This is a genomic window from Mycobacterium neumannii (genome assembly GCF_002245615.1).
Lineage (GTDB): Bacteria > Actinomycetota > Actinomycetes > Mycobacteriales > Mycobacteriaceae > Mycobacterium > Mycobacterium neumannii_A.
The window spans coordinates 104335-124506 of sequence record NZ_NKCO01000009.1 but is presented as its reverse complement, the minus strand read 5'-3'; the positions used below and the strand labels follow the sequence as shown (position 1 = coordinate 124506).

Here is a 20172-nt window from a genome sequence, read left to right as displayed (position 1 = left end):
CGATTTCTACCTCGCTGAGGCCTACCGCGGGGCGTCGCGGCTTAACCGCTTGACGCCACTGCGAGCTTCGCCGGACACGCCGTAGGCCAGCCGACCGGCAGTCTCAAAACACAACGCTAAGTCGCGAGATACGACCTAGTCAACTATTTCTATGTTATCGTCTTGGCCGACGTGGTTCGTGGCCACATCCCGTCCTGTCGTGCGCAAGATCTCGGAAAACCATGGGGGCCGACGCAGTGGAGATTCCCAAGAAGACCCTCCGCGACTTGGACCTCGGCTGAATGGTCCAATCCGATGTCGACATGGTGAGCCGGCGAGAGCACTCAACGAGACCGGCGATGTCGCCGCGTGCGTACGCTGCTCTGGCGCCGGACAGGCCGGCGATCATCATGGGATTGACCGGCGAGACGGTGACCTATCGCCAACTCGAGGACCGGTCAGCTCGGCTGGCTGGGGCGCTTCGTTCTCGCGGTCTGGAGGCCGGCGATCACGTTGCTGTCCTGATGGGTAACAACCGCTCCTTCCTAGAAGCCGTTTGGGCGGCGCAGCGCTCCGGCCTCTACTACACCACGGTAAATAGTCACCTGCGCCCTGGTGAAGTCCAGTACATACTCGATGACAGCGGGGCCAAGGCCCTGATCTCCGATGTGGCGCTGGCTGAGGTGCTCTCGCGCCTGGATACATCTCGAATACCGGTGCGTATAGCTACAGGTGGTGGGTTCGATTCTTTCGAACGCTACGAAGAGGTACTGGCCGCGGACCCCTCCTTTACCATCGGTGAGGAGCGCGAGGGACGCGAGATGCTTTACTCCTCGGGCACCACCGGACGTCCAAAGGGCATACGTAAGCCGCTACCTGACAATGCATTCGGCGATCCAGAATCGGTGCCTGCGCAGATCGCGCTGAGTCTGACTGCGGATTACCCCAGGGGCGACGCGGTGTATCTGTGCCCAGCACCGCTATATCATTCCGCGCCACTTGTCGGGTCGATGTCCTGGCATCGAGTCGGCGGCACGGTCGTCGTGATGGAGAGGTTCGATCCGAGCGAATGTCTCGAACTGATCGAACGCTATCGCGTCACGCACGCGCAGTTTGTGCCGACGATGTTCGTGCGCATGCTTCGGCTTCCAAGAGCGGAGCGCGAGCGATACGACGTGTCCAGCCTCCGCAGAGTTCTGCATACGGCGGCACCTTGTGCTGTCGCGGTGAAGCGGCAGATGATCGACTGGTGGGGGCCGATCATCGACGAATACTACTCGGGAACCGAAGATCTCGGCGCCACGTTCATATCGTCCGAGGAGTGGCTGGCCCACCCAGGTTCGGTCGGGCGACCGACGGAAGAATGCCGGATCCTGGGCGAGGGGGGCGACGAGCTACCCCGAGGCGAGGTTGGCATTGTGTACTTCTCCGGTGGCCGCCCCTTCGAATACCACAATGATCCCGTCAAGACGGCCTCGGTGAGCAGCGGCGGCCGGTGGCGAACGTTGGGAGACATGGGATTTCTCGACGAAGATGGCTATCTCTATCTAACCGACCGTCAGGCGAACATGATCGTGTCGGGGGGCGTGAATATCTATCCCCAAGAGGTCGAAGATATCCTCATGGGTCATCCCGCAGTCAACGATGTCGCGGTAATCGGGGTGCCTGACGAGGAGATGGGCGAAACGGTCAAAGCAGTTGTACAACTGGCTTCAGACGTCGCTGCTGACTCTGTTCTCGAATCGCGGCTCATCGCATTCTGTCGCGCCGAGTTGGCCACCTACAAGTGTCCGCGGACGGTTGACTTCGTCGGCAGTCTACCCAGAGATCCCAACGGCAAACTTTACAAGCGGCTGCTTCGCGACCGGTATTGGGAGGGCCACGAGACACGTGTGGTCTGAAGGGCTGCGTGAGAGGAGAACCCATATTGGAGAATGCAGGGGCGACCGAAGGGACGACTGCACCGCCCCCCCTGACGTTCGGTTATCTGTACGACTTTCGCAATCCTGAGCAGTGGCATCGCCCTTGGGAGGCGATTTACGAGGAGACGTTGGACGTCGTCGCATGGACCGAGAGCGTCGGATTTTGTGGCGCGTGGGTACCCGAACATCATGGCGCCGACGATGGATATATGCCTACGCCTCACCTCGCACTGGCGGCAATCTCCGCCCGGACTAAACACATTCGCCTCGGTGCGGCGGTCGCGATTGCACCGCTCTATCATCCGGTGCGCTTCGCCGAGGAATGTGCTGTTCTGGACTTATTGTCCAACGGGCGACTCGAGACCGCCGTCGGAATCGGATACCGGCGGCGTGAATACGAGATGAACGGTGAGGCCTTCGGCAGGCGAGGTAGCCGATTTGACGAGTTTCTGGACATCGTTTGTGCGTTGTGGACGGGTGAAACTGTGAACTTCACTGGACGTCACTATGCCCTTCAGAACGCACGGATCGTACCCCCGCCGCCCCGCCGGAAGATCCCGCTCTACATCGGAGGCTTCGTGGAGAAGGCGATGCAGCGGGCTGTCAAGTACGCCGACGGCTATTTCGGTAACGAAGAGCTGTGGGATCTCTACTTTGAGACGGCGGCTCAAGCCGGCAGGGATCCCGCCGGGATCGCTATCCGGGTACCAGGGCTTTTTCTGACCGTCGCGGAGGACCCCGAGAGGGCCATGAACGAACTATCGCCCTACTACCATCATGTCTACAGGTGCTACAGCAATTGGATGAATGAGGACAATGCCCTTGGGATGGACGGCTCGATGGATCCGATGGACCTCGACGCGTTTAAGCAGAGCGGCATCCTTCAAATCCTCACACCCGACGATGCCGTCACCTACTTCAAAGCGCTCAAAGAACGGATGCGGATCGACCACTTCATGATGATGAGACCGCCCGGTCTGCCCGCAGCTCGATTCATCGAGTATGCACAGCTGTTCGCGGACAGGGTGATTCCGTCAGTGCGCTGACAACCTGATCGCCACGATCGACGCGCGAGGTCGGCTACGAACGGCTTCCCTCTGATGGGAATCCAACGTCAGTCAGCCGTAAGAGAACGGATGAAAGCTGTGTTCACGAGACTACGATCACAGCTTCGAGCACCAGCCCATAGGCGTTTTTATGCACGAATGAATCCATATGTCACATCGCCTCCGAAATCGTGTACTGAGAAGGAACAGTCAATGCCTCCAACGTTCAGCGAAAGAGTCCGCATCGTCACTGAGTTCCTGGACAGCATCGGCCGCCTGGATTTCGCGCGGGTGGCCGCTTGCCTTGCCGAAAACGCAGTCATGTTCCTACCTTTCGTGGACGGCGTGCCGCCCGTGCAGGGACGTTCCGCGATCGCCGATCATTTGCGGAACTCCGTGCCCCTGATGTTCGACTCAATGAACTTCACGTATGACGACTGGTATGACATCCGCGATGCCGACTCCGTTATCGTGGAGTACCACAGCGAATGCCCGCAGAAGGGGACCAGCGAGATCTACCGGAACAGCTATATCACCGTCTTCAGATTCGAGCGCGGCAAGATCAGCCTTTATAAAGAGTATTTGAACCCTTTGAGGTTCGCGGGGTTCACCGACCCCACGGCGGAATCATAAAGCGTTACTTCGCGATCCTGCGGAACGCTCCGGCAGCCGGACCCCCTGAATCCGATGTGGGGCAGATGACCAACTCTTCTCCGGGTGACCGGCGGCCGTACTCGCGGATCTAAAGACAACGACCTAGTCACCTACTGCCGGCGGGGTCGTCGACCGTCGGCTCCCTGGAAACGACGATACTTCCGAACTGGGCAGACATATAAAACGAGCCAGGCTCCTGTTTGACCCGGCGTATTCCCAGGCAACAGGGCGCTTACTGACATACTTGCCCGTTGCGGAGCTGAGATGAAACGGTTAAGGTAATACATGGGGCGCGGCCGTGCTGGCCCCTGCGGGATCCAAGGAGATGCAGAAATGTCGGTTGGGAGCCGCTTCGGCGTCGTCCAAGCGTGCGGCGACAGGTGCCGACGGCTTCAACAGTCAACCCTGCCTACTCGACCTCCTGTTGCCAACGGACTGCGTCCAGGTTCCTGCCTAGCTCTCCTAAAACCATCTGCAAATCGTCGGTCACGCAGGCACTCATCGTGTAAGCGCTCGCCGTACGTCCGCCGGCGCATGACGGGAGAATGGCATCTTGTCTTTGGTTACCGACAATGGCGCGGAGTAATGTCGCCGCGTCGGGAGATAGCTAGTCGTCAACAGGCGGGAATTGGCATATGACTGAAGTCAGAACCGATTACCGCTACTTACAAGTCGAACACGCCCTGCGCAGGGACATCGCAAACGGCGTATATCCCGTTGGATCGCGGTTACCGACCGAGCATGAATTATGCCGCCTGTTCTCGGTGAGCCGCTATACCGTGCGAGCGGCTCTGCGGGGTTTGCGTGACGACAAGCTTGTGTATTCCCAACCCAGATCGGGGACGTTGGTTCTCGAGCCGCCGAGCAGAGCATGTCGTGACACGATGACCATCGAAGACCTACTGAAGTTCGCTGCGTCTTCTCGGTTGATTATCGAGTCCCTCGAGTTCGTCACCATCACCCCCGAACTTCAGGACCGAACCGGATTGCGTGCCGACCAGAAATGGTTGTCAGTCAGTGGCTTTCGGATGGCGGAACGCGGAGAGATTCCTGCGTGGTGGATTCCTACGTGGTGGATGGAGTATTACATCAATCCGTGCTTCGCTGACGTTGGTCGGCTGCTCGGAAACCATGTTGGCCCCGTGCTCACGCTCATTGAGGACGTGTTTGGAGTCGCCGTCGTTGAAGCCGCCGAGGAAGTTGCGGCCACTGTAATTGCACCTGAACTCGCAGCTGGGTTGAATGCCCCTCGAGGAGCACCCGCCTTACAGATCCGACGTACGTACTCGACATCGGAGGGCATGGTCGCCCAAGTGACCATTGATACGTATCCAGCATCGCGGTTTCGTCGTTCACTAACGATCCAACGAGATTGAGCATGATGATTGCAGAACTCCGACGCTCCCAGTCCGAAGAAGCTTCGGTTGCTGGCTCAAGGGCGACACGGACTCGGAGTCGTCCCACGCGCACAGCTGAATCGACGAAGGTTGCGATCGATGGGCATCCGTGATGAGTGATCCATTTGATCCTGCCGCTATCGCGCGTGCTTTCTCGGAGCACAGATTCGACGACACATTTGTCCATCTGGCTCAGGAAGTTTCGTGGACTATCGTTGGGTATGCAGTCCTGCAAGGGGCCGCGGCGGTTAAGCAGATGTGCCGAGATACCCAGAGATCTCTGCAGGAGATCACAACGACATCGGACCGGTGCGTGACGGTAGCTCAAAATGGAGTCGTGGTGGTAGACACGATTCGTCGCTACACAAGCCTTGACTCCGTCACCATGGTCGCTGCTTGCAACATCTACGAATTCGTCGGCAGCAAAGTAGCTGCGATCACTTCCTACGCCGTCGAAGTCGACGCCGAGACCGACGGTGCGCCGGCGCACCCGTCGTAGGCGACGTGGCCGCTTCGTGACGGTGAAAACCCCAGAGAAGATGATGGAGTTCGGCGGTGCGGCCGAAATAGTCTCCGTGTCAGGGGATTTGAGATGAAACCTCTTGCAGGCAAAGTCGCTGTAGTCACCGGCGCCAGCCGCGGGGTCGGTAGGGGCATTTCTTTGGCGCTAGCGGAAAAGGGCGCCACGATATATGTCACTGGCCGGACGTTCGGGGAGAAAACCGCCGCCCTCGGCGGGACTGTTACCGGGACCGCCGCCGAAGTTGATAGGCGCGGCGGCAAGGGCATCGCTGTGCAGGTCGATCATGCTGACGACAAGCAGGTCGAGGCGCTGTTTGAGCAGGTTAGCCGTGAGCAGGGGCGCCTCGACCTTCTGGTCAACAACGCGATATCCATTCCGGTCGAACTGACGCAGCCAGGCGGCTTCTGGGAAAAGCCCGTATCGAACTGGGAAATGATCGACGTCGGCGTGCGGTCCAACTACATCGCAGCCTGGCATGCCGCGCAGATTATGGTCTCCCAGAAGTCAGGCCTCATTGTTGCGCTGTCAGGGTATGTCGGTGTGACATATACCTACAGCGTGATTTTCGGAACCTGCAAGTCGGCAACCGACCGTATGGCAAGAGACATGGCCATCGAATTGAAACCGCACAACGTGGCCTCATTGTCACTGTGGCAAGGGTTTACCTACACCGAACGCGCTCAGAGAAACCTGGGTACCGTCCCAGGCGCCGAGTCACAACTCCACAGTGCCGTCGGCAGCTCGGTGGAGTTCCCTGGCCGCGTTATTGCCGCACTTGCCGAAGATCCTGACACCATGAAGCGAACGGGCGGGACTTTCATCAGTGCTGAGCTGGCGATGGAATACGGCATCACGGATATCGACGGTCGAGTGATCCCCTCATTGCGTCATATACGTGGTGCGCCAATCTGGACACCCGTGTAAAGGACGCACTGTCGCAGGCGTAACGTTCGACCAATATCCGACTACGAAAATATTTCGGCGCAGCGATCCCGCTCACTGAGAGCTTGCGCGCAAGCGTGATGCCGATTTGATCGCCCGACCGTCGTTGCGGCTCTTCACTCGTCGCTGGCGGGGATTTAGCGGATCAGGTAGCCATGTTGTGCGGCACTGTTTCCCTCGCTTTGTTGCGCATGTATCGCAGGCCGGGTTGTGGCCACCGGGTTCTCGATCGACGGCACAGGCGAGGTGCTTAAATCTAATGCGCTTGGTTTGACAGTATGAAGCGTGACAGTATGACCTCGGCGCTGCCGATGCCTTTACCTGCCATACTTCGTCTCGCGCCCACGCGATCACGCCGGGTGGGAGTTACAGAGTCGGCGCCGAAGGAGGCAAAGTCGTATGACAACGCTGCGGCCGAGCAGCCCGGACGGCAGGTGCCGGCATGAATGACCGACGCGGCGAGCCCCCGTGGGTACGATTTGAGGGCACTATCATGTCAACCGCGCGCGTCATGCGCCGCGCTTATGACCAGGCATTTTCGGATATCGGTATTAACCTGGCAGAAGCGACGATATTAGCTCATTTGGTCGACGGTCAGCTTACTCAATCTGAGCTCGCTCGACGCGTCGGAACAAGCCGTGCCCGCATTGGTGGTTCGATCGATTCGCTGGTACCAAAAGGGGCAGTCCGACGAGTGGCTCATGCGACGGATAGACGGGTGTGGTTGGTGACTCTCACTGACGAGGGCCGCGCGATCTGGGAGCGTTCCGTTGCAGCCGACCGTGAATTACGCAAGCGGATCCGGGTCGGGACTACGAAGAAGCAGCGCGAGGAGATCGATAAGGTCCTGACGCTGATTCAGAAGAACGTCGTCGATATTCTCGGCGCTTAGAAGCGCATCTATTGGTATAGGGTCGTGCGGTCTGCACGTCAATCCGAATCGCAGGCGAAAACACTTCACCCTCTCTAGGTGTTACCTCGGCAGGGGGTGCCTCGGTAGCTTGCGGAAGTTTCGCGCATTGAGTTGGCGCGGATCCCGGCCGTCCGAGCATCTCAACTCGGTATATATGACCTCCGAGAACGCGACGAGGCACTGTCGACGGCTCTCCGGCGGAGGTTATTTCGTGGAGTAGCGGGGCGTGGTCCGGGAGGTACGCCTGCAAATCGAAGCTTCGTCGGTCCCCTCGTACGAATCATCGTGTCAACCACAGATCCCAGAAACATGTGACCTAGGCGCTCTGGTAGAGCGCTGGCCTGCGCTGCGGCCGCCCGAAGGCCGAGATATCGGTAGTGCGAGGATATTTCGTTGCAAGAGGCTCAGAGCTAGTCGTAGGCCGGGCAGTTGACAGATTTCAGAGTTGTCACGCATAATATTGTCACGCTGTATACAAAATCGACCCAAGGTTCGTGTGTCATCGGAATACACAGCAGACGACCGGTCCGTGGCCAGTCGCGGACACTGTCGGTCGGCGCACAGCAGGGGAGGGGCCAGGTGGGCTTTGGTTGGTCGCTGCGCGACGACGTTGTGCAGCGGGTCGCTGGCCCCGGCGCTGTGAGCACCAGCCGACGGATCGATTGCCTACGCGACCCGGCTTATAACCGGCAAGGACGTCGGCAGCAAATGGCTGCTCCGCACCGGGAAGGAAGGTGTGCGTCATGAGCGAGCGAGTTCATGCGGAAATGGACGGGCTTACCGATGAGGATCTGGGCGAACCGCTGACGTATCCGGTCGACGCCTTCATCTCGCGGGAGTACGCCGCGGCCGAGGGAGAATTGCTCTGGTCCAAGGTTTGGCAAATGGCCGCTCGGGTGGAGGACATTCCGAAAGTCGGCGACTTTATCACCTATAACATCGGCGATGAATCGATCATCATCATGCGCACGGCGCCCGAGAGGCTCAAGGCCTACTACAACGTCTGCCCCCACCGCGGTCGGCAGTTGATCAACACACCCGATGACGTCAATTGTGTGACCGGCAAGAGGACGACATTCGTTTGTGCATTCCATGGTTGGGCCTTCAACCGCGAGGGGCAGAACATCCACGTTCTCGACGGGGACGACTGGAAGGGCGCGCTGTCCGACGAACGTACCTGCCTGTCTCAAGTCAAGGTGGATACCTGGGGCGGGTGGATATACATCAACATGGACCCCTACTGCGAGCCACTACGGAGTTTCTTATCGCCTGCTGCCCGCATCCTCGATCACTTTGAGTTCGAGAAGATGCGCTACAAGTGGCGCCAGTGGACGGTCTACCCGTGCAACTGGAAGACCGCCATCGAGGCGTTCATGGAGCCCTACCACGTCGCAGGCACGCATCCGCAGTTGCTGAAATACGGTCAGTACTACGCCTATAGCAGGCCCTACGGCTTTCACGGTGTAAGCGGTTTCGACGAACGCGACCCCGGGATGAAAATGAGTCAGAGTAGCTCGGTGACACGCGCCGGTCTGGGCGACCCCCGCGTGTCGACATACGAGCTGGCCCGGGAAAACTACGAGACGGTGAACTACGCGGCCTCCACCGAGACGTTAGTGAACGCGGCCAAGCGCCTGGTGGACGAGCTGCCGGAGGGCACCCCCGCGCCCGACGTAATCAAGCACTGGTTGGCATCGGCGAAGGCCGATGACGCGGCACGCGGTGTGATCTGGCCAGAGATTCCGCCGGAGGTGATGGCCGAGGCGGGGCTTGCATGGAGCCTATTTCCGAACCAGACGATACTGCAGGGCGTCACTTTCGCGCTGTGCTACCGTGTCCGTCCCTATGGGGACGACCCCAATAAATGCATTTTCGAATCCTATGCGTTAGAACGCTTTCCAGAGGGTAGCGAGCCGAAAGCGGAATGGGTCCATGCGGCGCCTACCGCAGAAAACTGGGGTTCGGTGTTAGCGCAGGACTTCGCGAACATGCAGTGGGTGCAGAAGGGCATGAAATCCCGGGGCTTTCGCGGCCCTTTGCCCAACCCTCACCAGGAGCAGAAGATTACGAACTTCCACCGGCATCTCTCGAGATTCATGGGCCGTGGTGCGCCAAGAAAGCTGGATATGACGGGTCAACATGCCGGTGCTGCGTTTTGACGGCGCCGAGGTCCGTACGCATGGTCTTGGGGGCAATTGGACCTCAGTCACGGAATAGCCTTGGACGTGCCCGCCTGGTGAACGCGGGTGCGGAAGTATGCGATTCGTATCGCGGCGGCGGCAGTATCCGGGTCTCGCGAGGCTCTGAGCCTTACCGGCCACAGTACCCAGTGGGTCCTGTGACGACTCCAAGAGAACTGAAGCCTTGCCCAGGAGTCACCAGCCCCAGCCCAGCCAGGCAGATTTACCTTCAAAGACTGAAGAAAGGCTAGACCCTACATGACACAAATTGTGGAGTCCGAGGAACGTTTTCCGTTGATTACTTCCGAGGCCCTTGACGAATTGCGGTCGAGGATCGGTGAGCCGTTCGAGCGGCCGGCCCCTCACGTCACCGAGGCAACGGCCGATTCGATTCGACACTGGGCACTTGGTATTGGCGACGAGAACCCATTGTGGCTTGACCCTCAATACGCGCGCAGCTCCCGATGGGGTGAAATTATCGCGCCGGGTACGTTCCTTTATGCCTTCGACCGGGTGGTCAGCGGGTACGTCAGTGGTATGCCCGGTATCCACGCGATGTTTGCCGGCACGGATTGGAAGTGGCACAGGCCGATACGCCTCGGGGACCGAATCGAAGCGCAGCCCGTTTTGAAGGACTTGCTGGAACTCAAGAGCAACTTCTCTGGACGGTCTGTAAAACAGACGTATCACGTGAGTTTCGTCAACCAGGACGGCGATCTGGTCTCCGAGGCAGACTCCTGGTGCATCCGCACCCAGCGCGATGTAGCCCGCGAGCGCGCCACCCGTGAGTCGGTGAAGCCACGGGTCTGGAGTGCTGACGAAATCGCCGAGATCGATTCCCATTACGAGAATTACGAGCGGAGGGGAGGAACACCGCGATACTGGGAGGATGTGCGCGAGGGCGAGGCATTGCCGATGATGCTCAAGGGGCCGAGTACGGTCACAAGTTTCGTGTGCTTCACCCAAGGTTGGGGCAGCCTGTATGTGAAGGCGCATGGCCCCGCGTTCGAGATGTTCCGCAAGCACCCGGCGCTTGGCATTCCCAATGATCTCGGAGTTCCGGAGCCGCCCGAACGTGTGCATTGGGACAATGAGCTGGCGCGCGCGGTCGGCGTCCCGGCTGCGTACGATTATGGACCTGAACGTATTTCGTGGCTCGGGCACCTGATGACCGACTGGATCGGTGATGACGGCTTCCTCAATCGATTGAACGTACAAGTCCGGCGGCACAACATCATCGGCGACCTCACCGCATGCAACGGTGCCGTCGCCCGCAAATGGGTAGAGGATGGCAATCACTATGTCGAGGTCCGGTTGCTCGCCGAGAACCAGCGAGGTGAGCACACGGCGATCGGCAATGCTGTCGCCACCCTGCCATCAAAAGGGTGACCATGGGTGTCCGTCGTTGGAGCGATAGAGTTGTAACCGACGAGGTCAATGGACACCCTTCACTGGTCTACGCGGATCGGGTTCGGTCCTTCGGCGCGGTCTTGGATGAGGCTCGGCGCTGGGCCGACCGTGAGTACCTGATTCAGGGAGACCGCCGAGTCACGTTCCGCGAGCATGAGGCCGCCGTCGAACGGGCGGCCCGGGGGTTGTGGTATGCGGGAGTACGCCCCGGCGACCGAGTCGGGTTGTTCGCCGGTAACAGCCCTGATTGGGTGGCAGTGTTCCATGGAGCGTTGAGTCTTGGAGCCATCGGGGTTCCATTCAACGGTTGGTGGTCCGCTGACGACGCACACTTTGCCTGCGACCTGGTCTCACCTACGGTCGTGGTTGCCGATGAGCGATGCTCACCCCGGCTGCCGTCGACGGCTCGCATCGCGGATTTCGCCGAGATCATCGATGTGGCAGGCGCATCAGGGGAGGAGCTGCCATACGTAACCGACGAGAACTCACCGGCGTTGATCCTGTTCACGGCCGGTACGACCGGCTATCCCAAGGGCGTGGTGCTGTCCCACCGCTCCCTGATCGCAAACCTGCAGACATTGCTGACCGTTTCTCGCAAGCTGCCACATCAGATCCCGGATGACATCGCTCCGAGCGTTACCCTGGTGGGCCTGCCACTGTTTCATATTGGCGCAATCCAGCTTCTCCTCGTGCCGTTGATGAACGGTGGAAGGGTGGTGTTCCTGGAGGGCAAATTCGATGCCGGAGAGTTTCTGCGGCTGGTCGAGTCTGAGGCCGTAACGATGTTTTCGGGTGTGCCGACCATGATGGAGCGAATCCTCGCGCACCCCGATATTGGAAACCGTGATCTTTCGACGCTGCGCACTGTGGTGCTTGGGGGAGCGCCGGTCAATCCTGAGCTGCTCGAGCGGATCGGCACCGTGCTTCCCAACACCCGGCGACGGGTGGGCCAGACCTATGGGTTAACTGAGGCCGGCGGGGTTGTCAGTACCGGTGTGCGCATCGAAAGTGGTTCGCACACCGGCTGCGCGGGTCGACTCGCCCCAGTCGTCGAAGTCCGCGTTGAAGACCCTGACGCTGAGGGCAATGGCGAGTTGTTGGTGCGGTCCCCGGCGGGCATGGAGGGTTACTGGGGCCTATCTGGTGACGAGACAATTGATACCGATGGGTGGATTCGCACCGGTGATATAGGCCGCGTTGATGACGACCGCTACCTCTACGTCACTGGTCGCGCAAAGGATGTCATTATCCGTGGGGGAGAGAACGTCTCGGCAGGTGCGGTCGAGGCTGCACTGGCGCGGCATCCGGAGATCGCCGAAGCTGCCGTGGTCGGACTTGCCGACCCGGACCTCGGCGAGATTGTCGCGGCGGCGATCACTCTTGTCAACGGTGCGAAGCCGTCGTTGGCTTCGCTGGACGCGTGGGCACGAGAGAACCTGGCGCACTTCGCCGTTCCCGCCCGGTGGTGGATTCGCTCTTCGCTGCCGATCAACGATGCAGGCAAGGTGGTTAAGCGCGAGCTGATCGCCACATGGCCACCCGCCAGCACTACCGCCAGAACCAGCCGAGAAGAGGCATGATGTTGTCGAGCCCGGAATTCTGCAGGTGGACTCGGCAATCAGCGGCACGTCCGCTGCGCAGAGGGTTTTGGCTGCCGCGGGTTAGCGAGAGGGCGGGGCGCTTCGATATGTCATACAAACAGTGGCCCCTTCCGAACGCCGACACAGATAGTCGGCCTGGACTTACCGGGCGCCTCTTTGACAGCCACAAAAGCGGCCTCGGTTCCGAACGAAACGGGTGTCAACCGGTGCGGTACGAATTGGACGTAATGGCTGACGACGTCACGGACCTCGTCGGTTCTGCAGGAGGCTGGTTATACGACCGCGTCATGGCGGGATGGGACGTCACCGTCATATTATCCGCACAGGAGGATGTCAGGCCGATACAAATTCTCGGCGCAAAATTCATGGATCTGCGCGGAGCACTCACAGGACCGCCGCGGCAACCGGCGGCCATAGCGATACCAGCCGCGCTGTATCGCCGAGAACTGAGTGCGCGCGAAGCGGTCCACGCGGCCGTTGGCCGCCGGGTGGAAGTGACCTTGTGGGGGCAGAACTGCCCTCGGGAACTAAGTCGTCTGCTGACCGATACCATTCACGAACTCAGCTGGGCAGCACGGATTTTCAAGACCAGAGCGCTGGCTGCAGCGGCCGGCTCCGCCGAATTCGCGCCACCGAAGGAAGTATTTCGTACAGTCACGCGGAATCGTCGCTCGATGGGCGTTCTCTTCAGGAACAGCCTGTGCTGATTCCAATATTCACATATATGGTCACGGTGGTTGCGTAGCGCACCCGGCAGGGTACGCGCGTGCAAGTGTGGTCTCAGCTGCGGCGGCCTAGAGATTCGAACGAGCCGACAGCGGCGACATCCCGCCGGTGGTTTCCATGATTCGAGACGTATGTCTTCGGCGCTGACCTCCGACGAGGGGTGACCACAATAAGGCTCGGCTACTTCGGCGGAAACCGAATACCGCCATCGAGACGAATGACCTCTCCGTTGAGATAGTCGTTCTCGACGATGCTCACCACAAGCTGTCCGTATTCTGACGGTCGGCCCATCCGCTTGGGGAACGGCACTTGCGGTCCCCAGTATGCCTCCAGATCTTCGGCGGCCATCCCATAGGCCGGCGTCAAAAATGTGCCCGGCGCGATGGTGACGACGCGGATGCCGAGGGGCGACAGGTCACGTGCAGCCACGAGTGTCATGGCGATGACCCCCCCCTTAGCGGCGGCGTAAGGAAGCTGACCGATCTGTCCTTCGTACCCGGCGACAGATGCGGTGTTGATGACGACGCCACGGCCGCCGTCGATGGGCTCCGACTTCGCCATGGCGGCTGCGGTAAGCCGCATCACGTTGAAAACGGCGGTGAGATAGTTTTCGATCGTTGTAGTGAAATCGTTGAGATCCAGTGGCGAGCCGTCTTTCGCAACGAGTCGGCCGCCCCCAGCGGGCCCACCGTGGGCATCAACCGAAAGCCGCAGCGGGCCGGCTGATTCGGCTGCTGCGATCGCGGCCATAACCGATTCCTCTGAGGTGGCATCCGTCCGCATGTAACGCACGCCGAGCTCGCTCTCCAGTTGCTTTCCCTTATCGTCGGCGAGATCGGCGATGACGACATGTGCGCCCGCGGCGTGCAGCCGACGCACGGTAGCCTCGCCGAGCCCGCCTGCGCCACCCACGACGATGGCGGAGCTTCCTGCAAGTTGCATCTCGATTGCCCTTCTCAGTTTTGCGTGGCCAGTCAGATCACCCGACAGTCATAACTCACGTCGAGCGCTGAACAAGATTGTGTTGGATCATCTTGTGGGCGGCGGGTAACGATACTTATCAGGCCGGACACGTTGCGGAAGCGGAGTCGCGACGTCCATGCCTCGACCGTGACCTTCACATGTTGCCGACTTCGAGGTCGATGTAATCGGCAAGTTTGGCTCGGGCGGCATCCCGCTTCTTCGGAATCCACTCGGTAGGCCAGAGGCTCTTGCTGGGCGAGTAGTCGCGGAGCACCTGCTTGGCGACCGTGGTCTTGTGCACCTCGGTTGGGCCGTCGACAAGTCCCATCGCAGCGGCCCCGTGGATCATCTTGAATAGCGGCATTTCGTTGGTGACACCAATCGCGCCGTGTACTTGCATTGCGCGCCAGGCGATGTCGTGCAGGACCGCCGGCATTGTCGCCTTGACCGCGGCGATGTCCTTTCGAACCTTCTTGTAGTCATTGTATTTATCGATCTCCCAGGCGGTGTAGAGCACGAACAACCGGAACTGGTGCAGTTGGGCGTAAGAGTCGGCGATGAAGCCCTGGACGAACTGCTTGTCAGAGAGTCGACTACCGGAGGTTTCCCTGCTCAAGGCCCTCTCACACATCATGTCCAAGGCTTGCCGCGCGAAGCCGATGGTGCGCATGGCGTGGTGGATGCGCCCACCGCCAAGGCGGGTCTGGGCAATGACGAACGCTTGGCCTTCGCCCCCGAGCAGCGCCTCGGCGGGGACACGGACGTTGTCGTAATGGATCAGCGCGTGGGAGCCTTCGTTATCGGGTTCGCCGTATAGACCGACATTGCGCACGATGTTCACGCCGGGAGTGTCGGTGGGAATCAGGAACATCGACATACCCTGGTAGGCACTCACGTTGGGGTTTGTCACGACCATCGTGATCAGGAACGAGGCAGTCTTGGCATTTGACGAGAAGTATTTCCATCCGTTGATGATCCAGTCGTTGCCGTCGCGAACCGCAGAGGTCTGAAACTGGGTAGGGTCTGCGCCGCCCTGCGGCTCGGTCATCGAGTAACTGGAAAACAGCTCGCCGTCCAGCAGCGGCTGGAGGTAGCGCTTCTTTTGCGCGTCACTCCCGTAATGCGCGATGATCTCTGCGTTACCGGTGTCTGGGGCTTGACAACCGAACACGATAGGTGCCCACTGAGACCGGCCTAATATCTCGTTCAGTAGCGCAAGTTTGAGCTGCCCGTAGCCCTGCCCACCCAGTTCCGGGCCCAGGTGGGTGGCCCACAGCCCCTTGCTACGCACTTGGTCCTTCAGCGGGTCGATTGCCTTGCGCCGCACCTCGTTGAGGGGAACGAACTCTTCACCCGGCCACACCAGATCTAGGGGTTCGACTTCCTCGCGGACAAACTCGTCGGCCCAGTCGAGCAAGGCCTGATAGTCGGCGTCAGTCTCGAAATCCCAAGCCATGGATGTAATCTCCTATGTCCGAAAAACCTCAGTCAGCACCTTCACGAATGGGCGCTAACGCGCGCGCGTAGTCAGCGAGCGGGCCAACTCGGCAGCCGTGGCAATCGATTTCAACACCATCGAGCCAAAAGCCTCAGTGAACTCAGGATTTTCATTGCCGCTTCTAACCCCGGCTGCATAGGTCTTCTCCAGTACGATCCCGATTTTGAAGTTTGCGAGCACCAGGTAGTAGTCGATATTCTCGGTCGACAGGGAGCACAACGACTCATAGTGTTCGAGTAGTTCGCTCCGCTTGGGCATACCCGTCACATCCAGATAGAAATCGGACCGTGGCTCGTCGCCTTCGTAGCCCAGCAGTGCCCAGGCAAGATCCAGCAGCGGATCACCAATCGTGGTCATCTCCCAGTCCACTAGTGCGGCGAGTCGGGCTGGTGCGCCATGGGCGTACATAACGTTGGCGTACTGGTAGTCACCATGCATGATGCCTGGCGTGAAGTGGCGTGGCGCGTTGGCACGGAGCCACTCCGCGGCCACCTCGAGTTCGGGTAACTCCCGCACCTGAAACGAGCGGAGGAAGGATAGCCATCGATCCGGTTGACGCTCATGAAATCCGTCGGGGCGACCAAACCCTTCTAGCCCCTGAGCCTTCCAATCTACGCGACCCAACTTGGCCGCACCAGCGACCAATTCGAAGGCCAAGCCCCTACGGGCATCTAGATCAGAGTCGAACGGAGCCGCCCAGCCACCGTCCATCGGACTCCATCCATCGATTTCGGCCATCAGGTAGAAGGGCTTGCCCAGCACCTGGCCAGTTTCGTCAGCCGCGATCAGTTCTGCATGCGGCACGTCGGTGCCCTTGAGTGCCCGCTCCAAACGGATCTCGCGAAGAAGCTCGTTGTGCCGTTGCTGACCGGCCTGAGGCCCGGGCATACGCAGCACCATTCGCGCATCGCCCCGGCCCACACGCAAGAGGACATTCTGCGAGCCTCCGCTAAGCTGTTCAACCTTGGCTAGTTCGCCATGGCCGGGCACATCGTGCTCGTCGAGCCATCGGCTCAGGTGCTGCACTTCGGGATCCGTGATCACCATTGCACTCCTGCCCATCAATTCAATCGACATCGGCGTGGCCCGAAAGGTCACTCCACGATAAAAGCTTATTCCCAACACTGAGTCAACTGTTTAACCGGCGCTGGCGATCTCTGTCTCCGTAATGGCCTGCCGCTGCAGCGGGGTAGGCAGCTCGGGAGCCCAGCCTCAGAAACTCGTCGCCCACTGATTGCCCTATGCCGCCGATCGACGCCTGCACCTAGGCCCGCGTTGTCTTGACCAAGATTTGTGGCCCGCCATAGGCAGGAGGAGTCAGAGCCAGCTCGCCGACTGCATGGAATATTCAATCGCGTGCATTGCCATCGTCGAGCGAGCGATTGGCTCCGATTAGTGACGCTGTCTGCCACGCCGAGCTGCCGCCAGCGGCAACGCATCACGGCAACCTTTAGGTCAACGTCGCCGAGCAGCTGTCAAGGTCCGCGGCGCCCTAAAACGCGCTCACCGTCGATGCGGCTGCTGGGCGCAGGTGCGCTACCGACCTCACGCTGATGTCCCAGTCCTTTGCCCTGTCCCGTAGCGCAGACACAGTCGCCTGCTCTCGGGGTATATGGGCAAATGGGTCATACCGGAAGTGCCGCATAGCATTTAAATGGGTGATCTTATTGATCTCATCATCGGTGACGCCAGTCAAGGATGCCATGAGGACCTCGGGTGATTTCGGCCACGTGCTGTCCGAATGGGGATAGTCGCACTCCCAAGTGATGTTATCGATATTGAGGTGTTTGCGGTTCTCCACACCGACGGCGTCATCGATGAAGCACAAGATGACGCGCTCTGAGAAAATCTCCGAGGGGAGTTGGTCGCCCAAATCCATTCCACTCCAATGCTTTGTATGGCGATAGATGTAATCAACTCGCTCGAGGAAATAGGGCAGCCACCCGATACCGCCCTCGGAGAGCGCCACTCGAAGGGTAGGAAACTTCTGCAAGACCCGACTCCACAACAGATCGGCAGCGGCAGAGAACAAGCTCACGGGCGAAAGTGTGTAGACAAGTTCGATCGGAGCGTCGGGCGAGGTCATCGGCGGACGGGAGTTCGACCCGAGATGCATGCAGACAACCGTTCCCTCCTCAGCACACGCCTGCCAGAACGGATCCCAGTGATCGGAATAGAGACTGGGCAAGCCGAGGTCGAACGGGCTGGAGGAGAATGTCACCGCGTGGCAGCCCTTGGACGCAGCTCGGCGCACCTCGGCTGCGCTGGCCACCGGGTCCCACATCATCGGTAGTGCAAGGGGAATCATTCGTCCGGGAAACGTGCCCGCCCATTCGTCGATATGCCAATCGTTGTATGCGCGGACCATCGCCTCGCCCTGGGCGGGGTCGGTGCCGGCCTCCATGAACAACTGGCCACAGAATCGGGGGAACGAAGGGAAGCACAGTGCCCCTAGCACACCGTTTGCGTCCATATCCCTGACACGGTCACCGATGTCGTAACACCCGCTACGGATCTCCTCGATGCACGTGGGTTCCAATCCGAACTCTTCCGGGGGTCGTCCGGCCACAGCATTGAGCGCGGTATTCATGATTTCCTGGCCCTCATAGCGCCATGCCATCAAGCCGTCGTCACGGCGCACGAAACGCGGCGCCCGGTCTGCGTACTTTCTTTCGACGCGGCCTTCAAACAGATGTGCTGGTTCGATGACATGGTCATCGACACTCACCAAAACCAAGTCGTCAATCTTCATTTCGGGTTCCTCCTCATCGGGGTCGGCGCTCGAATGCCGAGCGCACAGGTCAATCCATCAGGTCCAGCATCAAACGATGGCCTAGCTCGGACTCCTCGATCCATGGTGCGTTGGCATCGAGGGCTGCTGCCCAGATCTCGATTGCGTGCGCAGAGTCACGCTGTGAAGCAGCGGAAAGAAACTGCGAAAAGAGAGCTTGAGTGTTGCGGTTCGTCTTGCCGACCCAAGGCAATCCCTTCGCGTCTGCGGTCACCGCTGGCTCTACACCGACCTGGACCCAATGCAAGATCTCGGCGATCACCGTAAGCGCGGGGTTCTTTACTACCGAGAAGGCGAACATCTGGGTCTCCCGGAGCTTCGTCACGAACCGGGCGGTGTCTTCGGTTGAAGCGGCGAGCTCTGAGTCGGCAAGTGCCAGCATTTTCAGCTGTTTCGAGCTAATTCGCGAGGCCACTAAGCCCATGATGGACGGTTCGATGAGCTGCATGGCCCGGTAAAAGTCTGCCAGCGTCGTGCCGCGGGCTTCCAGTACGACGCCCGCTAGCTGGGCTGCTACCCGCGTTGAGGGTGTGCGTATCGTTGCGCCGGCTCGATCGCCCGTCCGTAGTTCGAGGAGCAGCTCGGTTTCCAAGGTTCGCAACGCCTCGCGCAGCGTGGGGCGCGAAATAGCGAACTCGTCAGCCAGGGCGGCCAGCGGCGGTAGTCGGTCGCCCTCTCCAAGAGCTCTTTCAGCGATGCGGGAGCGGATCTCGGTCGCCACCAAGGCCGCACGCCGGGGCGTGGGCTCGGCACCGGCTTGGTCGGCCTGGGCGCGCCATAACGGAGTCATATCGATGGGCTTACGACTCACGTTCCTGCGGATAAGAAGCCTGCTGGTGGTGAAAAGGTAGTCGCGCCAGATCTTGTTGGTAAGCGGAAGGTCACGGCGTCTCGCCGCGTCAAGAAACGCCGAGTGGCTGGCGACGACCCGCCGTGCCATTTCGTCCGCCGACACCGTGTCGTCGCTGCCGATCGCCGTGAAGATCTGCCCGGCGTAAATGTCACGGAAGACGCCGGCGATGACTGCCAGGGTTCGGTTACCCGAGAGTTCGGTGACCGCCTGATCAAATGCCGACATTGCGGTGACAAAAGACAGCGGATCCCCTTCGGCAGCCTGTTCCGAGGCGTGAAGGGCAACAAGGGTGTCCAGGTCGTCGTAGCCGGCCCGCATCGCGGCCAGCTCGGCCGCGGGGGGCTCGATGACCGACCGTGCTTCTTCGAGGTTTGCCAGCGTGGTTTCGCGGAGTTGCAGCAGCAGCGCCACGTACCTGCTAACCGCTTGCAACCCCGGGCGTCGAATAACGGCGCCGCCCTTGCGTCCCCGTTTGACTTCTACCAACTGTTGGGACTCCAAGATCCGCAGTGCTACGCGCAGTGTTTCCCTCGAGATACCCAATTGAGCCGTCAGCTGGGCTTCAGTCGGCAACTGCCGATCTGCCTCAAGCTGACCGTTGAGGATCTGGCGTCGAAGGTCATTAGCCAGGAGATGGGATACCTTCTGGGTATGACGTCGCGGCATCGCACGCCACAGCACGTCGTTGACGCCCGTTTCGCCCCTATCCGATGACTCGATCATGTCGATACGACCGGGCGGGAGTGCGGATACCCCTGGTCGCACCGCGAACGT

The 20172-nt window shown here is 60.0% G+C and carries 16 protein-coding genes; 11 read left to right on the top strand and 5 right to left on the bottom strand.

Going from position 1 to position 20172, the window contains the following annotated elements; genetic code table 11:
* Positions 1–338: 338 nt before the first annotated feature.
* The 11 genes from CEX88_RS13010 to CEX88_RS25915 all read left to right on the top strand — a co-directional run bounded on the left by CEX88_RS13010 (position 339) and on the right by CEX88_RS25915 (position 13274).
* Positions 339–1880 (top strand): acyl-CoA synthetase, encoded by a 1542-nt coding sequence (locus CEX88_RS13010; protein ID WP_094293843.1) that lies wholly within the window; start codon positions 339–341, stop codon positions 1878–1880.
* Between the two features lie 26 nt (positions 1881–1906).
* Positions 1907–2947 (top strand): LLM class flavin-dependent oxidoreductase, encoded by a 1041-nt coding sequence (locus CEX88_RS13005; RefSeq protein WP_094293786.1) that lies wholly within the window; start codon positions 1907–1909, stop codon positions 2945–2947.
* Between the two features lie 213 nt (positions 2948–3160).
* Positions 3161–3580, top strand: a complete 420-nt coding sequence (locus tag CEX88_RS13000; RefSeq protein ID WP_202931479.1) for a nuclear transport factor 2 family protein — start codon at positions 3161–3163, stop codon at positions 3578–3580.
* Positions 3581–4236: 656 nt separating this feature from the next.
* Positions 4237–4977 carry a GntR family transcriptional regulator gene (locus CEX88_RS12995; RefSeq protein WP_094293784.1) on the top strand — a complete coding sequence of 247 codons (741 nt, stop codon included), beginning with the start codon at positions 4237–4239 and terminating at the stop codon, positions 4975–4977.
* A gap of 133 nt (positions 4978–5110) precedes the next feature.
* Positions 5111–5497 carry a nuclear transport factor 2-like protein gene (locus CEX88_RS12990; protein ID WP_094293842.1) on the top strand — a complete coding sequence of 129 codons (387 nt, stop codon included), beginning with the start codon at positions 5111–5113 and terminating at the stop codon, positions 5495–5497.
* 93 nt (positions 5498–5590) lie between these two features.
* A complete protein-coding gene (locus CEX88_RS12985; protein WP_094293783.1) occupies positions 5591–6445 on the top strand; it encodes an SDR family NAD(P)-dependent oxidoreductase in 855 nt (284 codons plus the stop codon).
* Between the two features lie 511 nt (positions 6446–6956).
* Entirely contained in the window at positions 6957–7355 is a 399-nt protein-coding gene (locus CEX88_RS12980) for a MarR family winged helix-turn-helix transcriptional regulator (RefSeq protein ID WP_202931478.1), read from the top strand.
* 764 nt (positions 7356–8119) lie between these two features.
* Positions 8120–9535, top strand: a complete 1416-nt coding sequence (locus CEX88_RS12975; protein WP_094293841.1) for an aromatic ring-hydroxylating oxygenase subunit alpha — start codon at positions 8120–8122, stop codon at positions 9533–9535.
* Positions 9536–9814: 279 nt separating this feature from the next.
* Positions 9815–10945, top strand: a complete 1131-nt coding sequence (locus CEX88_RS12970; RefSeq protein WP_094293781.1) for an FAS1-like dehydratase domain-containing protein — start codon at positions 9815–9817, stop codon at positions 10943–10945.
* A gap of 2 nt (positions 10946–10947) precedes the next feature.
* Positions 10948–12546, top strand: a complete 1599-nt coding sequence (locus CEX88_RS12965; protein WP_238382063.1) for a class I adenylate-forming enzyme family protein — start codon at positions 10948–10950, stop codon at positions 12544–12546.
* 248 nt (positions 12547–12794) lie between these two features.
* Positions 12795–13274 carry a hypothetical protein gene (locus CEX88_RS25915; RefSeq protein WP_126315880.1) on the top strand — a complete coding sequence of 160 codons (480 nt, stop codon included), beginning with the start codon at positions 12795–12797 and terminating at the stop codon, positions 13272–13274.
* Between the two features lie 199 nt (positions 13275–13473).
* Here the strand turns inward: CEX88_RS25915 and CEX88_RS12960 are convergent, their stop codons facing one another.
* The 5 genes from CEX88_RS12960 to CEX88_RS12940 form a co-directional block, all read right to left on the bottom strand.
* Positions 13474–14235, bottom strand: coding sequence for an SDR family NAD(P)-dependent oxidoreductase (locus CEX88_RS12960; RefSeq protein WP_094293779.1), 762 nt, complete (start codon positions 14233–14235; stop codon positions 13474–13476).
* Between the two features lie 175 nt (positions 14236–14410).
* Positions 14411–15712, bottom strand: coding sequence for an acyl-CoA dehydrogenase family protein (locus tag CEX88_RS12955; protein ID WP_094293778.1), 1302 nt, complete (start codon positions 15710–15712; stop codon positions 14411–14413).
* A 54-nt stretch (positions 15713–15766) separates the two neighbouring features.
* The gene (locus CEX88_RS12950) at positions 15767–16801 is read right to left on the bottom strand and encodes a phosphotransferase family protein (RefSeq protein WP_420799217.1); all 1035 of its coding nucleotides are present in this window, start codon (positions 16799–16801) and stop codon (positions 15767–15769) included.
* Between the two features lie 445 nt (positions 16802–17246).
* Positions 17247–18506, bottom strand: a complete 1260-nt coding sequence (locus CEX88_RS12945; RefSeq protein ID WP_094293777.1) for an amidohydrolase family protein — start codon at positions 18504–18506, stop codon at positions 17247–17249.
* Positions 18507–18555: 49 nt separating this feature from the next.
* Entirely contained in the window at positions 18556–20121 is a 1566-nt protein-coding gene (locus CEX88_RS12940; protein ID WP_094293776.1) for a FadR/GntR family transcriptional regulator, read from the bottom strand.
* Positions 20122–20172 lie beyond the last annotated feature (51 nt).

Coding starts and splice junctions, on each gene's coding strand:
- CEX88_RS12975 (WP_094293841.1), top strand. CDS start 8,120: ATGAGCGAGCGAGTTCATGCGGAAATGGACGGGCTTACCGATGAGGAT.
- CEX88_RS25915 (WP_126315880.1), top strand. CDS start 12,795: ATGGCTGACGACGTCACGGACCTCGTCGGTTCTGCAGGAGGCTGGTTA.
- CEX88_RS12995 (WP_094293784.1), top strand. CDS start 4,237: ATGACTGAAGTCAGAACCGATTACCGCTACTTACAAGTCGAACACGCC.
- CEX88_RS12945 (WP_094293777.1), bottom strand. CDS start 18,506: ATGAAGATTGACGACTTGGTTTTGGTGAGTGTCGATGACCATGTCATC.
- CEX88_RS12955 (WP_094293778.1), bottom strand. CDS start 15,712: ATGGCTTGGGATTTCGAGACTGACGCCGACTATCAGGCCTTGCTCGAC.
- CEX88_RS12950 (WP_420799217.1), bottom strand. CDS start 16,801: ATGGTGATCACGGATCCCGAAGTGCAGCACCTGAGCCGATGGCTCGAC.
- CEX88_RS12965 (WP_238382063.1), top strand. CDS start 10,948: ATGGGTGTCCGTCGTTGGAGCGATAGAGTTGTAACCGACGAGGTCAAT.
- CEX88_RS12940 (WP_094293776.1), bottom strand. CDS start 20,121: ATGATCGAGTCATCGGATAGGGGCGAAACGGGCGTCAACGACGTGCTG.
- CEX88_RS13000 (WP_202931479.1), top strand. CDS start 3,161: ATGCCTCCAACGTTCAGCGAAAGAGTCCGCATCGTCACTGAGTTCCTG.
- CEX88_RS12985 (WP_094293783.1), top strand. CDS start 5,591: ATGAAACCTCTTGCAGGCAAAGTCGCTGTAGTCACCGGCGCCAGCCGC.
- CEX88_RS13010 (WP_094293843.1), top strand. CDS start 339: ATGTCGCCGCGTGCGTACGCTGCTCTGGCGCCGGACAGGCCGGCGATC.
- CEX88_RS12990 (WP_094293842.1), top strand. CDS start 5,111: ATGAGTGATCCATTTGATCCTGCCGCTATCGCGCGTGCTTTCTCGGAG.
- CEX88_RS12960 (WP_094293779.1), bottom strand. CDS start 14,235: ATGCAACTTGCAGGAAGCTCCGCCATCGTCGTGGGTGGCGCAGGCGGG.
- CEX88_RS12980 (WP_202931478.1), top strand. CDS start 6,957: ATGTCAACCGCGCGCGTCATGCGCCGCGCTTATGACCAGGCATTTTCG.
- CEX88_RS12970 (WP_094293781.1), top strand. CDS start 9,815: ATGACACAAATTGTGGAGTCCGAGGAACGTTTTCCGTTGATTACTTCC.